This is a genomic window from Buttiauxella cochleicola, from assembly GCF_021283185.1.
Classification (GTDB): Bacteria; Pseudomonadota; Gammaproteobacteria; order Enterobacterales; family Enterobacteriaceae; genus Buttiauxella; species Buttiauxella massiliensis.
Window position 1 is genome coordinate 106,006 of the sequence record NZ_JAJSOS010000008.1, and the last position, 12,508, is coordinate 118,513.

Genomic DNA, 12,508 nt, shown 5'->3' on the forward strand with positions numbered 1-12,508 from the left:
CATGCAAAAGAATTAATTTCCATATGACCTTGAGTTTACTGGGCTCCGCTTGTATGATTACGCGTCAATTTTTTCAGCCGCCTTTATAAACACGTTCCTTGCTTCCATGGGCCGCGGCTGACCCTGACAGGAGGCTGAATAATCCGTAAGGAGCAATTCGATGCGTCATTACGAAATCGTTTTTATGGTCCATCCTGACCAGAGCGAACAGGTTCCGGGTATGATCGAACGTTACACTACTGCAATCACTGCAGCAGAAGGTACGATCCACCGTCTGGAAGACTGGGGCCGCCGTCAACTGGCTTACCCGATCAACAAACTGCACAAAGCACACTACGTTCTGCTGAACGTTGAAGCTCCGCAGGAAGTGATCGATGAGCTGGAAACTAACTTCCGCTTCAACGACGCCGTTATCCGTAGCATGGTTATGCGTACTAAGCACGCTGTAACCGAAGCTTCACCAATGGTTAAAGCTAAAGACGAACGTCGTGATCGTCGCGATGACTTCGCTAGCGAAACTGCTGATGATGCGGATGCTGGGGATTCTGAAGAGTAATTTCCAATGACGGCCAACCGCCTGGTGTTGTCTGGCACAGTGTGCAAGACGCCTCTTCGCAAGGTCAGCCCGTCAGGAATTCCTCATTGCCAGTTCGTGCTTGAGCACCGTTCTGTGCAAAAGGAAGCCGGTTTAGATCGGCAGGCGTGGTGCCGTATGCCAGTCATTATTAGCGGGCACGCACACTCAGCCATTACTCAAAGTATAACGGTCGGCACGGTACTCACAGTTCAAGGTTTCATTAGTTGCCATCAGGCAAAAAATGGTCTGAACAAAGTGGTATTGCATGCCGAGCAGATTGATTTGATAGATTCTGGAGACTAGCCTAATGGCACGTTATTTCCGTCGTCGCAAGTTCTGCCGTTTCACCGCGGAAGGCGTTGTAGAGATTGATTATAAAGATATCGCTACACTGAAAAACTACATCACTGAAAGTGGTAAAATTGTCCCGAGCCGTATTACCGGTACTCGTGCAAAATACCAGCGTCAGTTGGCTCGCTGCATCAAGCGCGCTCGTTACCTTTCTTTGTTGCCATATACTGATCGTCATCAGTAATCGGCCACTGTCCATTAACGACTTTGAGAGGATAAGGTAATGCAAGTTATTCTGCTTGATAAAGTAGCAAACCTGGGTAGCCTGGGTGATCAGGTTAACGTTAAAGCGGGCTATGCTCGTAACTTCCTGGTACCACAGGGTAAAGCTGTTCCTGCTACCAAGAAAAACGTTGAATTCTTCGAAGCACGCCGTGCAGAACTGGAAGCTAAATTAGCTGACGTTCTGACTGCTGCTGAAGCTCGCGCTGCGAAGATCAACGCACTCGAAACTGTTACTATCGCGTCTAAAGCTGGCGACGAAGGTAAACTGTTCGGTTCCATTGGTACCCGCGACATCGCTGATGCAGTAACTGCAGCTGGCGTTGAAGTGGCTAAGAGCGAAGTTCGTTTACCGAACGGTGTTCTGCGTACCACTGGTGAGCACGAAGTGGACTTCCAGGTTCACAGCGATGTATTCGCTAAACTGATTGTAAACGTTGTTGCTGAAGCGTAATTTACGCTGATTCACACGTAAAGACGCCGGCCTCGTGCCGGCGTTTTGCATTTCTGAACCGGCTAAAAAATTAGCGCGCCCGTACAAAACTGCCATCAGGCTGACGTGTAAATAGCACTTGCTGATCGTTGCCAATATCAATTGTCAGCCCCGTCACTACACCATTTGCATTCTGGCGAATCTGCACCATCTGCCCGGTTTGCAAAGTACTCAGTGGTTTGTTGCTACCTTCTACCTGCGCCATCGAATAAACATCAGCGGGCGGTAAATTATGATCGCGGAACAGCTGCGCCATAGTTTGCCCGGACTCTACGCGGTAAGAACGCCATTGCTGGTCAATATCGTTATTCTCATGCGGCACAGGCGCTTGCGTTTCTGCCTGTGGTTGCTCTTCAACACGTGACGGTTCGACAGGAGCTGAGTTCTCTGGCGGGTTGACTAAGTGGGCACGAATTGGGGATTGTGACTCAATAGAAAGTTGAGCATCGCGCGTAACTGGCACAGTAGGGGCATCAGGTGTAGGCCACAGGAAGCCGAGTACAACCACGATCGCCGCAATAATAATGCCACGGCGGTGCATCACCGGCAGTGGATCCATCAACCGGAAATTGTCGGGTGCATGCCAAATCCGCGCAAGCCAGGGTTTAACAGCGAATCGCATCGGCAACACTCCTCATTTCCACACAACGTGCTCTGTACATTTACCCACTCCATTATAGAACGCTAACTGTTTGATGCGCTGAATAATCCCGCGTAACGTGATTCTCAACCGCAATTTCACGCTCACTTAAACCATTGTTCCTGTTTCGCCTGCATTTGTCACCTTTGCCGCTTTTGCATTTTACCCGTCAGGTTGACGCTGCTATGCTGCGGGCTTGCTTTTAAATACCATTAAAGGAAATCCCATGACGACCCCTTCTTTTGACAGCGTCGAAGCGCAAGCAAGTTACGGTATTGGTTTACAGGTAGGTCAACAACTGAGTGAATCTGGTCTGCAAGGCCTGCTGCCAGAAGCACTGGTGGCTGGTCTGCGTGATGCGCTGGAAGGGAATGCCCCGGCAGTTCCGGTTGATGTAGTTCATCGCGCACTGCGTGAAGTTCACGAACGTGCCGACGCCGTTCGCCAGGAACGCCAGAAAGAACTGGCTGTTGAAGGCGTGAAATTCCTCGAAGAAAACCTGAAGAAAGACGGCGTGAGCAGCACCGAATCTGGCCTGCAATTCCGTGTTCTGACTCAAGGTACTGGTCCAATCCCAGCGCGTAAAGATCACGTTCGCGTGCATTACACCGGCAAACTGGTTGATGGCACTGTGTTCGACAGCTCCGTACAACGTGGCGAACCAGCTGAATTCCCGGTTAGCGGCGTTATCGCAGGCTGGATTGAAGCTCTGACTCTGATGCCAGTTGGCTCAAAGTGGGAACTGACTATTCCTCATAACCTGGCTTACGGTGAGCGTGGCGCGGGTGCGTCAATTCCTCCGTACAGCACTCTGGTTTTTGAAGTTGAACTGCTGGAAATTCTGTAAGCGTTCGAACGACCCCGCTTCGGCGGGGTTTTTATTTGGTGGTTAACAAAATTAGCGTGATTTTATCTGGTAAACGCTACCTTCCTGAGTGTTTCTGTGAGGTCGCTCACTTTATAGTCGTGATTTTGCACTCAAAACAAACATTAAATTAACAAATAATTTCTTTCTTAGTATTCATCCTGCCAATTCTTCCCTACTATCTTTGAGTTCCCCGGAACAACAACATCACATCCTCACTATTTTAATATTTATAAAGGCCGGTAGAGCCTGAACACAACAGACAGGTACAGGAAAAATACAACATGGTAGATCAGATAAAGGTTTCTGACGTTGCTGAAGAGCCGTCAGAACAGTCTCTGCGGCGTAATTTAACCAACCGCCATATTCAGCTTATTGCCATCGGTGGCGCCATCGGAACCGGCCTGTTTATGGGCTCCGGTAAAACGATTAGCCTCGCAGGTCCATCCATCATCTTCGTATACATGATTATCGGCTTTATGCTGTTCTTCGTGATGCGCGCGATGGGCGAGCTGCTGCTTTCAAACCTCGAATACAAGTCATTTAGCGATTTTGCAGCGGACTTACTCGGCCCGTGGGCGGGGTATTTTACCGGCTGGACTTACTGGTTTTGCTGGGTGGTCACCGGCATGGCGGACGTCGTGGCGATAACAGCCTACGCACAGTTCTGGTTCCCCGGCTTATCGGACTGGGTGGCGTCGCTCGCGGTGATTGTTTTGCTGCTGAGCCTGAACCTCGCCACGGTGAAAATGTTCGGCGAAATGGAGTTCTGGTTTGCGATGATTAAAATTGTCGCCATCGTTGCGCTAATCGTTATCGGCCTGGTGATGATTTTAACCAACTTCCATTCCCCGTCTGGCGTAGAGGCTTCCATCAACAACTTGTGGAATGACGGCGGATGGTTCCCGAAAGGCATCAGCGGATTCTTCGCAGGCTTCCAGATAGCGGTATTTGCGTTTGTGGGTATTGAGCTGGTGGGAACGACGGCAGCAGAAACCAAAGACCCGGAAAAATCTCTGCCACGCGCCATCAACTCGATTCCGATCCGTATCATCATGTTCTACGTGTTTGCGCTGATCGTGATTATGTCGGTGACGCCATGGCGTTCCGTCGTCGCGGATAAGAGCCCGTTCGTTGAACTGTTTGTGTTGGTGGGCCTGCCTGCCGCCGCGAGTATCATCAACTTTGTGGTGCTGACCTCTGCGGCTTCTTCTGCCAACAGCGGTGTGTTCTCAACCAGCCGTATGCTGTTTGGCCTGGCACAAGATGGTATGGCACCGAAAGCATTCGCCAAACTCTCTAAGCGCGCAGTTCCGGCGAAGGGCTTGACCTTCTCCTGTATTTGCCTGCTGGGTGGCGTGGTGATGCTTTACGTGAACCCGAACGTGATTGCGGCGTTCACCATGATAACTACCGTGTCGGCGATTCTGTTTATGTTCGTCTGGACGATTATTCTTTGCTCGTACCTGGTGTACCGCAAACAGCGCCCACATTTGCACGAGAAATCGATCTACAAAATGCCGCTCGGCAAGTTTATGTGCTGGATGTGTATGGCGTTCTTCGTGTTTGTGATTGTGCTGTTGACGCTGGAAACTGATACCCGCCAGGCACTGATCGTGACGCCATTGTGGTTTGTGTTGTTAGGTGTGTGCTGGATGTTTATCGGCAAGAAGCGCATCGCGGCAATGCGTAAGTAATCATAACCCCCCTCGCCACAGGTGAGGGGGATTAACCTTTATTCCCCAGCCAAAGCCCGTGGGAACAGCACGTTATTCTCAAGACTGATGTGATTCATCAGATCGTCAATCAACTCATTAATTCCGTTATACATCGCTTTCCAGGTCGTGCAGGCTTCTGGTGGCGGCGTCACGTTATTGGTGGTGTGCTTAATAACTTCCAGCAATTCACCCGCTTCATCATGCTCACTTTCCATCACACTAATTGGGCCAGTCGCCCGTGAACCCATGCCTTGCTTGATCAAAGGGAACAGGATCTGTTCTTCTTTCATCATATGGCTGCTGAGTTCCTGATGCAGCATGGTGAGATACTTCGCCAGCCCCTTCGGTACGTTAGGCTTATCGGCATGCACGCGCTCAACTTTGGTGGCCTGAAGAATCAGCTCTGGCAGTTGTTCGCGGTGGCGGTCATGGTAGCGCACCAGAATGTGGTCGATGATTTCCGCCAGCGGTGCCGTGCGCCACTCTTTCTCAGTGGGTTCTTCAGCAAGAGCAGCAAGCTCGGCTTCGATCGCCTCGAGATCCAACTCTTTGCGCGTTGCGGCACGCTCAAGCGTCTGTTTACCACCACAGCAGAAATCGAGATCCAATTTACGGAACAGCGCCGAAGCGCGCGGAATAGTTAAAGCCAGTTCACCTAAAGCTTGATCGCGAAAAGCCATGAGCAGATACCTCGTTGTCGATAATATAAGATGCATATTAAATACATCTTTAATCTGGCGCTATGACTATTTCGAGGTAAGGCGCTATTTGTCCGTCACGACAACCACTTCAGCGAGCGTGTTTTTCTGCGGTTTGGTCAACACAGCCATTACCACGCCAATCACCAGGCAAACAATCCCCAGCAATGTCAGCAGAGGTGGCCAGCTATGGCGCAGCATAAAGGTGTAAGCCAGGCCTGCGAGCGTTTCAAAGACAATCAGCGGGCCGACGATTACGGTTGGTAAACGTTGGCTGGCGATGTTCCAACACAAGGCTCCAAGCCATGAACAGAACAGTGCGATGGCTAACATCAGTGTTAAAAACACTTCCGGGCGCGGGCCAAAGGGTAGGGTGAAATCAGTGTTGGTGCGCGACATCCACAGGCAGACGGCGATGTACCCGATCAGTGAAAAGGGCAGAATCGCCAGTCCCTGCGCCGTCGCCCACATCAGCGGATTTTTATCCGGGTTTTCGCGCAGCCAACAGGCGTTACGCAGCGCATACCACGCCCAACAGGCGACTGAAATAAACGCCAGGCTGATGCCGCTGATATATCGCCACCAGCTGAAATCAAGCTGCCCGGTGCGTAACTCTGCAGTATTTACCATCACAAGACCCAGGGCGATAATCACCAGTGCAGGCGCAAGTCGACGCCACGGTAGTTTGCCGTCACGTTTGCTGTAAAGCAGGTTGGCGAATACTGGAATCACCACCGGCAGCGTGCCGATAATCATGGTCGAAATCGGCGCGCCGGTACGCTGAATGGCGCTCGCGAGACACACGTAATAAATGAGATTGCCGACGGTAGAAAGCTTCAGCGCGGTAAACCAATCCGAACGTGTCAGTTGGCGCAAGCGCTGGCGGCCAAACCAGGCCAGCGGCAGCGCAATAAAGCCCAGCGCCAGATAACGCCCGGTCGACTGCATGGCAGCCGGGTAATCAGGAACAATCAACGGTCCGACGAAAATCAGCCCCCACATCAACCCTGCGAGCAGGGCGTACAGCACTCCAGTTAACATCTTCTATATCCAATAATGTCTTTGGAATGAGTGTAGGTGTGGCGGGATCAAAAATATTGTACCAGCTTGCGGTTTAGCTAACGGGTGACCTGTTTTTGATAGCGAACGGGCGTGATGCCATAACGCTGGGAAAAGGCGCGAGTCAGATGTGCCTGATCGGTTAATCCGCTGGCAGCGGCCACTTGCGCGGCAGGCATCCCACTGGTTAGTAATCGCTTAGCGTGCCAAAGACGGATCGCCATTAGCATCTGATGGGGGGTGACGTGGAAGTGTGCTTTGAACATGCGTTGAAAATGATAAGGGCTAAGCGAAACCACGGCAGCGAGCTCATCAAGCGTTACCGGTTGCATATAGTTATCGTGCAGATAGTCCCGAATTTGTTCAAAGCGGTGCGCGGACTCTGGCGTTCCGCCAGCCTGATGTTGAGCGTAAGGCTGGAAAGTTTCGATAAGATTCAGCAACAAACCTTGCTGGGTCAGCGAATCGCTTTCGCTCCACAAGCCATTAATTAATTGTGAAATACAACCTGCACGCAGCGGATCGTGTTTAACCACATCGCTAAACGACCAGTTGCGCGATCCGGTCACGCTTTCAAGCAGTTCCGGCTCGAGATAAATCATGCGGTACTGCCAGCCGTCTTCCGTGGCGGCTTCGCCGGTGTGCAATTCATCCGGGTTCATCAGCACCAGCGAATCCTGCGCGGCAACATGTTGAACACCACGATAGCGAAAGCGTTCTGCGCCTCGCGTCACCGTGCCAATACCGAAAGCTTCGTGAGTGTGCGGTTCAAAGGCGTAACGCGAGATATGGGCGTGATAAAGCTCAACGCCGGGCAGTTGTGGTAAATGCCGGAATTGAGCAATGTCTTTTTCATCGTTGAACAGTTCAGGAACGCCTTGCACGCTAATCTCCGTATGGACACCCCGTAAGTATAGGGATGTCCTTCTTTAACGGAAAGTTAACATTTACAGCGCCGCGCGCAGGCTCTCTGCAAGCGGAGTGGTTGGGCGGCCAATCAGGGTGCTTAGCTGGTGGCTATCATCAAACAGACCACCTTTGGATGCGCCAACGTCAGAGTTTGCCAACATTGCTGCTAGCCCTTCTGGCAGGCCAGCACCGAGCAATGCTGCTTTAAAATCAGCTTCCGGCAAGTTCTGATACACCACGGTTTTTCCGCTCTGTTTGGCCAACTCAGCAGTCAGCTCAGACAGCGTCCAGCCGTGGTCGCCCGCTAGTTCGTAAACCTTGCCAGCCTGGTTATCCAGAGTCATGACTTTAGCGGCGGCGGCTGCGTAATCAGCACGTGCTGCCGCAGCGATTTTGCCTTCGCCAGTGCTACCAATAAATACGCCGTGTTGCAGAGCAGGCGGTACGCTGGCGAGATAGTTTTCGGTATACCAGCCGTTGCGCAGCAGTACGAATGGAATGCCGGATTGTTTTAGCATTTCTTCGGTGGCGATATGTTCATCGGCAAGGCTCAGCGGCGAGGAGTCTGCATGCAACAGGCTTGTGTAGGCAATCAGTTTCACGCCTGCTTCTTTGGCTGCATCAATCACATTGCGATGCTGAACTGCACGCTGGCCCACTTCACTTGAAGAGATAAGCAGCAGTTTTTCCACGCCATTCAGCGCTTGCACCAAAGCCGCTTTATCTTCATAGCTGGCAGCTCGTACCTGAACGCCACGGTTAGCAAATGATTGAATTTTTGCCGGGTTACGCACGATGGCAACCAATTGGTTAGCCGCAACGGTATTCAGTAATTCTTCAACAACGAGTTGGCCCAGTTGGCCGGAAGCGCCGGTAATCGCGATCATGATAAATCTCCTGTGGGTGTTCTGGTTAAGTTGTGCCACACTATCACCAGCACTAACTTAAAGTAAGTACGCACAAAAAGGTAAGTATGAAATGAGTGAGATTGAAATCCGTCCGCTGTCGTTAACTGAGCAAATGCGTGATGGCAATTTATTTGCTGAGCAGTGCCCGTCGCGCGATGTGTTAAAGCACGTCACCAGCCGCTGGGGCGTGTTGATTCTGGTGGCCTTGCAGGGTGGGACTCATCGTTTCAGCGACCTGCGCCGCAAGATGGGCGGTGTGAGTGAAAAAATGCTCGCGCAAACGCTGCAATGGCTTGAGGCCGACGGTTTTGTAAATCGAAAATCCTACCCGGTTGTGCCGCCGCATGTGGAATACAGCCTGACGCCGTTGGGTTTTGAAGTGGCCGAGAAAGTGGCGGAGCTAGCCGATTGGATTGAAGGGAATTTGCCGAGAGTAATGGCGTCCCGCAGTGAGCGAGACGCCTGATAACCTTCATCTTTCAAGCGGCAGATGCGTTGGCTGCATTCGCTCACCCGGTCACTTGCTCGTGCAAGCTCCCAGGAACTCGCTCAATTGCCGCCTTCCTGCCACTCGAAATCTATTGGTTATCTAACTGTTACTTACTTAAATCCAGCTGATAAATCGCAAACCCAATCTCGTCATTACCCACATTCTTCATCGGATACTGGCCTTTCTCTTTGATAAAGGTCGCCGCTTTGTCACCCGGAGAGGTTTCAAAGCGAATATCTAATTTCTGATTGCTGTGGATTGGCGCGAGACGCCAGTTGTTATCAGCAGCTGGGTGGATCTCTTTGCTTGCCGTAATCCAGTTCGCCAGCACCGAGCGGTTTTCATCTGGTGACGCGAAAGCGATATGGCTGTCGCCTGTTCCGGCAAACTTGCCGCCGTAAGCGCGATAGTTATTGGTTGCCACCAGGAAAGTCGCGTTCGGGTCGATTGGCTTACCTTTGAACGTCAGCCCTTTGATACGCTCAGCTTTCGGGTTCACCATCTGGCATTCGCCGTCGTAACGCGCAGGTTGTGACACATCAATCTGGTAATCCACGCCGTCGATAACATCAAAGTTATAGGTGCGGAAACCGTCCCAGTTGATCAGTGACTGCGGTTTCGTGCTGTTCACATCAATCTGGTTAAACTGCCCGGCGGAACATTCCAGCCATTCTTTAACCTCTTTGCCCGTGGCTTTCACTACCACCAATGTGTTCGGGTAGAGATACAAATCTGCGGCGTTACGGAAGGTTAACTGGCCTTTTTCCACTTCGACAAAACTGGCCGGGTCATTCTTACGCCCACCAACTTTAAACGGTGCGGCAGCGGAAAGTACCGGCAGGTTCGCCAGGTCCGGATCGCCCTGAATGTATTTTTCAACGTAGGCGAGTTGGGCGTTATTCACCACCTGCACCGTTGGGTCGTCCTGCACCAGCGCCAGGTAGCTGTACATATTGTCGGAAGATTTGCCGATTGGCTTGCTGACAAACTCGCGCGTGGCGTCGTGATCGTGCTTCATCACTTCCACCAGTTTGGCATCTTCCGGCACCAGGGCTTTCTTCGCCACGCTGTCATAAATTGGGCGCGCTTGCGCTTTGCTGCTGGTAACTTTCCATGCGCCACTATCGTTGTTCAGCACTAAATCAACCACGCCAAGATGGTCGCCCCACATGCCAGGCATCACCGCCGGAATACCGTTAAGCGTCCCTTTTTCGAGGTCAACACCTTTGATATTGGCAAAGTCTTTGCCTGGGAATACGGCGTGCGCGTGGCCAAACAGAATGGCATCCACGCCTGGCACTTCGCTGAGGTAATAAACCGAGTTCTCAGCCATCGCATGATATGGGTCGCTCGACAGGCCGGAGTGGGCGATAACCACCACTAAATCCGCCCCTTGTTTGCGCATTTCAGGCACATAATGGCGGGCCGTTTCGGTAATATCCTGCACCGTCACTTTGCCTTCCAGATTAGTTTTATCCCACGTCATGATTTGTGGTGGTACAAAACCGATATAACCGATGCGCAGCGTCTGCTCTTTGCCGTCTTTGTCTTTCACCACGGTTTCTTTAATCACGTAAGGTGTGAACAGTGGCTTATTGGTTTTGGCATCAATAATGTTGGCATTCACATACGGGAATTTGGCCCCCGATAGCGCCATATGCAGGTAATCGAGGCCGTAGTTAAATTCGTGGTTGCCCAGGTTGCCCACGGCGTAATCCAACGTATTGAGCGCCTTATAAACCGGGTGGATATCGCCTTTTTTGAGGCCTTTTGCCGCCATGTAATCGCCCAGCGGGCTGCCCTGAATCAGGTCTCCGTTATCGACCAGTACGCTGTTTACCGTTTCACCGCGCGCGGCGTTGATTAAACTTGCCGTACGCACCAGTCCAAATTTTTCCGTGGAGGTATCTTTGTAGTAATCGAAATCCATCATATTGCTATGGAGATCGCTGGTTTCAAGGATACGGAGGTCAACGGTTGCCGCATGAGCGCCGGTAGCAACCAGCATGGCCAGCATCGTTGCGCTAAACTTGATCATGATAAAAGGTCCTTTTTAGAGATAGGCCGCAAAAGGCTATGTATATAAACGTTGTTGCTTACAGATTTGTGAAGTGTGCCAGAAAAAGGGCGTAGTAAACCGGAATGGGTTCACAGATAGCGCAACCAGGCGTGATGAGATATAAGTAAAACAACAGGTTAATCGCACGACACAACATGAGGTGGAGAATGCTAGATAAAATTTGCCAACTGGCTCGGGAGGCTGGAGCTGCCATCATGCAGGTGTATGACGGGCAAAAGCCGCTAGAGGCGACCCAAAAATCCGATGATTCACCCGTAACTGCGGCGGATATCGCAGCTCACACCATTATCCTGCAAGGGCTGCAAACACTGACGCCGGAGATTCCGGTACTCTCAGAAGAAGATCCGCAGACCTGGGAAACCCGTCAGAATTGGGGGCGTTACTGGCTTGTGGACCCGCTGGACGGCACCAAAGAGTTTCTGAAGCGTAATGGGGAATTCACGGTCAACATCGCGCTTATCGAAAAAGGCAAAGCGGTGCTGGGCGTAGTGTATGCGCCAGTGCTGAACGTGATGTACAGCGCGGCAGAAGGCAAAGCCTGGAAAGAAGAAAACGGTGTGCGTAACCAAATCCACGTGCGTGATGCTCGCCCACCTCTGGTGGTGATAAGCCGTTCACATGGCGATGATGAACTCAAAGAGTATCTTCACCAGTTGGGTGAACACCAGACCACGTCTATCGGCTCATCGCTGAAGTTTTGCCTGGTGGCGGAGGGGCAGGCACAGCTCTATCCACGCTTCGGGCCAACTAACATTTGGGACACGGCAGCAGGCCATGCTGTGGCGGCCGCGGCTGGTGCTCACGTTCATGACTGGCAGGGCAAGTCTCTCGACTATACCCCGCGCGAGTCATTCTTAAACCCAGGTTTCCGCGTTTCTATTTACTAAACAACTATTTACTCAACAGTTCGCGCAGCAGGCTCATGACCTGCTGCACTTCTTCCTGCGTCAGTGGACCATCTTTAGCAAACTGCACGCGGCCTTGTTTATCCAGCACCACAATCGCTGAACTGGCTTCTTCCAACTGCCAGGCACTCTTCGCCACGCCGTTGCTATCGACAATAAATTGCGACCACGGATACTGCTTTTTATTGCTCTCAAGGCTGCTGCGCACAAACATTCCGGTACCCATAATCGCGTCATCCGTGTTCACGATAGTCGTTGTCTGGTAGCGGTCATGCGGGAGTTTGGCTGCCTTAATCGCTTCAATCAGCCCGGCGTTCTTCTCTTTTGCGCTCGTGCGGCCAGCAATATGCTGCAGCACTCGCACTTTTCCCACTAGCTGCGCGCTATTCCAGTTTTTATAGCTAAACTTATCATTGTCGAGCATCAACTCGCCTTTATCCGTAATACCAATAGGCGAGACTCGCTGATTTTTCTCAAAGTTATGTGCCGATGCCGCAAGTGGCAGTAGCAGCAGGGCAAGCGCAAGGGTTTTACGTAGGGACATGAGAACTCCTATCTTATTATTTGTGAAAAGTTTGCAGGTGATCCGACCA

At 51.6% G+C, this 12,508-nt stretch carries 15 protein-coding genes; 8 read left to right on the forward strand and 7 right to left on the reverse strand.

Translation table 11 applies throughout. From position 1 onward, the window contains the following. The first annotated feature begins 160 nt into the window (after positions 1–160). The 4 genes from rpsF to rplI are packed head-to-tail and all read left to right on the forward strand — an operon-like array spanning position 161 to position 1,604. A complete protein-coding gene (rpsF, locus tag LVQ76_RS13925) occupies positions 161–556 on the forward strand; it encodes a 30S ribosomal protein S6 (protein ID WP_064515710.1) in 396 nt (131 codons plus the stop codon). Positions 557–562: 6 nt separating this feature from the next. Beyond that, positions 563–880: a primosomal replication protein N gene (priB, locus tag LVQ76_RS13930; protein ID WP_034461190.1), complete on the forward strand. Its 318-nt coding sequence runs from the start codon at positions 563–565 to the stop codon at positions 878–880. 4 nt (positions 881–884) lie between these two features. After that, complete coding sequence (gene rpsR / locus LVQ76_RS13935; protein WP_002210155.1) at positions 885–1,112, forward strand: 30S ribosomal protein S18; 228 nt, start codon at positions 885–887, stop codon at positions 1,110–1,112. A gap of 39 nt (positions 1,113–1,151) precedes the next feature. Further along, entirely contained in the window at positions 1,152–1,604 is a 453-nt protein-coding gene (rplI, locus tag LVQ76_RS13940) for a 50S ribosomal protein L9 (protein ID WP_151994085.1), read from the forward strand. Positions 1,605–1,674: 70 nt separating this feature from the next. Here rplI and LVQ76_RS13945 read toward each other — a convergent pair whose 3' ends face one another. Further along, positions 1,675–2,271, reverse strand: a complete 597-nt coding sequence (locus LVQ76_RS13945; protein WP_232865705.1) for an OapA family protein — start codon at positions 2,269–2,271, stop codon at positions 1,675–1,677. A 238-nt stretch (positions 2,272–2,509) separates the two neighbouring features. Between LVQ76_RS13945 and bamJ the strand changes: the two genes are divergently transcribed. Together bamJ and cycA are read left to right on the forward strand one after the other, a co-directional pair. After that, positions 2,510–3,130, forward strand: a complete 621-nt coding sequence (gene bamJ / locus LVQ76_RS13950) for a BamJ family beta-barrel-assembly machinery protein (protein WP_034461196.1) — start codon at positions 2,510–2,512, stop codon at positions 3,128–3,130. A 302-nt stretch (positions 3,131–3,432) separates the two neighbouring features. Beyond that, the gene (gene cycA, locus LVQ76_RS13955; RefSeq protein WP_151994083.1) at positions 3,433–4,845 is read left to right on the forward strand and encodes a D-serine/D-alanine/glycine transporter; all 1,413 of its coding nucleotides are present in this window, start codon (positions 3,433–3,435) and stop codon (positions 4,843–4,845) included. A 38-nt stretch (positions 4,846–4,883) separates the two neighbouring features. Here cycA and ytfE read toward each other — a convergent pair whose 3' ends face one another. From ytfE to LVQ76_RS13975, 4 genes are all read right to left on the reverse strand, one after another. Then, positions 4,884–5,546, reverse strand: a complete 663-nt coding sequence (gene ytfE, locus LVQ76_RS13960; protein ID WP_232865681.1) for an iron-sulfur cluster repair protein YtfE — start codon at positions 5,544–5,546, stop codon at positions 4,884–4,886. An 84-nt stretch (positions 5,547–5,630) separates the two neighbouring features. Then, entirely contained in the window at positions 5,631–6,605 is a 975-nt protein-coding gene (locus LVQ76_RS13965) for a DMT family transporter (protein WP_151994081.1), read from the reverse strand. A gap of 77 nt (positions 6,606–6,682) precedes the next feature. Beyond that, on the reverse strand, positions 6,683–7,507 hold the full coding sequence (locus LVQ76_RS13970; protein ID WP_232865679.1) for an AraC family transcriptional regulator: 825 nt from the start codon (positions 7,505–7,507) through the stop codon (positions 6,683–6,685). 63 nt (positions 7,508–7,570) lie between these two features. Continuing rightward, a complete protein-coding gene (locus tag LVQ76_RS13975) occupies positions 7,571–8,419 on the reverse strand; it encodes an SDR family oxidoreductase (RefSeq protein WP_232921878.1) in 849 nt (282 codons plus the stop codon). A gap of 91 nt (positions 8,420–8,510) precedes the next feature. Here LVQ76_RS13975 and LVQ76_RS13980 point away from each other — a divergent pair, with 91 nt between their 5' ends. Continuing rightward, on the forward strand, positions 8,511–8,906 hold the full coding sequence (locus LVQ76_RS13980) for a winged helix-turn-helix transcriptional regulator (RefSeq protein ID WP_232865677.1): 396 nt from the start codon (positions 8,511–8,513) through the stop codon (positions 8,904–8,906). A gap of 130 nt (positions 8,907–9,036) precedes the next feature. Here the strand turns inward: LVQ76_RS13980 and LVQ76_RS13985 are convergent, their stop codons facing one another. Continuing rightward, the gene (locus tag LVQ76_RS13985) at positions 9,037–10,968 is read right to left on the reverse strand and encodes a bifunctional 2',3'-cyclic-nucleotide 2'-phosphodiesterase/3'-nucleotidase (RefSeq protein WP_232865676.1); all 1,932 of its coding nucleotides are present in this window, start codon (positions 10,966–10,968) and stop codon (positions 9,037–9,039) included. A gap of 188 nt (positions 10,969–11,156) precedes the next feature. Between LVQ76_RS13985 and cysQ the strand changes: the two genes are divergently transcribed. Further along, the gene (gene cysQ / locus LVQ76_RS13990; protein ID WP_232921879.1) at positions 11,157–11,897 is read left to right on the forward strand and encodes a 3'(2'),5'-bisphosphate nucleotidase CysQ; all 741 of its coding nucleotides are present in this window, start codon (positions 11,157–11,159) and stop codon (positions 11,895–11,897) included. A gap of 4 nt (positions 11,898–11,901) precedes the next feature. On the opposite strand, the gene LVQ76_RS13995 is transcribed toward cysQ, so the two are convergent. Continuing rightward, positions 11,902–12,459, reverse strand: a complete 558-nt coding sequence (locus tag LVQ76_RS13995) for a YtfJ family protein (RefSeq protein WP_151994057.1) — start codon at positions 12,457–12,459, stop codon at positions 11,902–11,904. Positions 12,460–12,508: the final 49 nt, after the last annotated feature.

Coding starts and splice junctions, on each gene's coding strand:
- cycA (WP_151994083.1), top strand. CDS start 3,433: ATGGTAGATCAGATAAAGGTTTCTGACGTTGCTGAAGAGCCGTCAGAA.
- LVQ76_RS13975 (WP_232921878.1), bottom strand. CDS start 8,419: ATGATCGCGATTACCGGCGCTTCCGGCCAACTGGGCCAACTCGTTGTT.
- LVQ76_RS13965 (WP_151994081.1), bottom strand. CDS start 6,605: ATGTTAACTGGAGTGCTGTACGCCCTGCTCGCAGGGTTGATGTGGGGG.
- priB (WP_034461190.1), top strand. CDS start 563: ATGACGGCCAACCGCCTGGTGTTGTCTGGCACAGTGTGCAAGACGCCT.
- bamJ (WP_034461196.1), top strand. CDS start 2,510: ATGACGACCCCTTCTTTTGACAGCGTCGAAGCGCAAGCAAGTTACGGT.
- LVQ76_RS13980 (WP_232865677.1), top strand. CDS start 8,511: ATGAGTGAGATTGAAATCCGTCCGCTGTCGTTAACTGAGCAAATGCGT.
- rpsR (WP_002210155.1), top strand. CDS start 885: ATGGCACGTTATTTCCGTCGTCGCAAGTTCTGCCGTTTCACCGCGGAA.
- rpsF (WP_064515710.1), top strand. CDS start 161: ATGCGTCATTACGAAATCGTTTTTATGGTCCATCCTGACCAGAGCGAA.
- LVQ76_RS13995 (WP_151994057.1), bottom strand. CDS start 12,459: ATGTCCCTACGTAAAACCCTTGCGCTTGCCCTGCTGCTACTGCCACTT.
- LVQ76_RS13985 (WP_232865676.1), bottom strand. CDS start 10,968: ATGATCAAGTTTAGCGCAACGATGCTGGCCATGCTGGTTGCTACCGGC.
- ytfE (WP_232865681.1), bottom strand. CDS start 5,546: ATGGCTTTTCGCGATCAAGCTTTAGGTGAACTGGCTTTAACTATTCCG.
- cysQ (WP_232921879.1), top strand. CDS start 11,157: ATGCTAGATAAAATTTGCCAACTGGCTCGGGAGGCTGGAGCTGCCATC.
- rplI (WP_151994085.1), top strand. CDS start 1,152: ATGCAAGTTATTCTGCTTGATAAAGTAGCAAACCTGGGTAGCCTGGGT.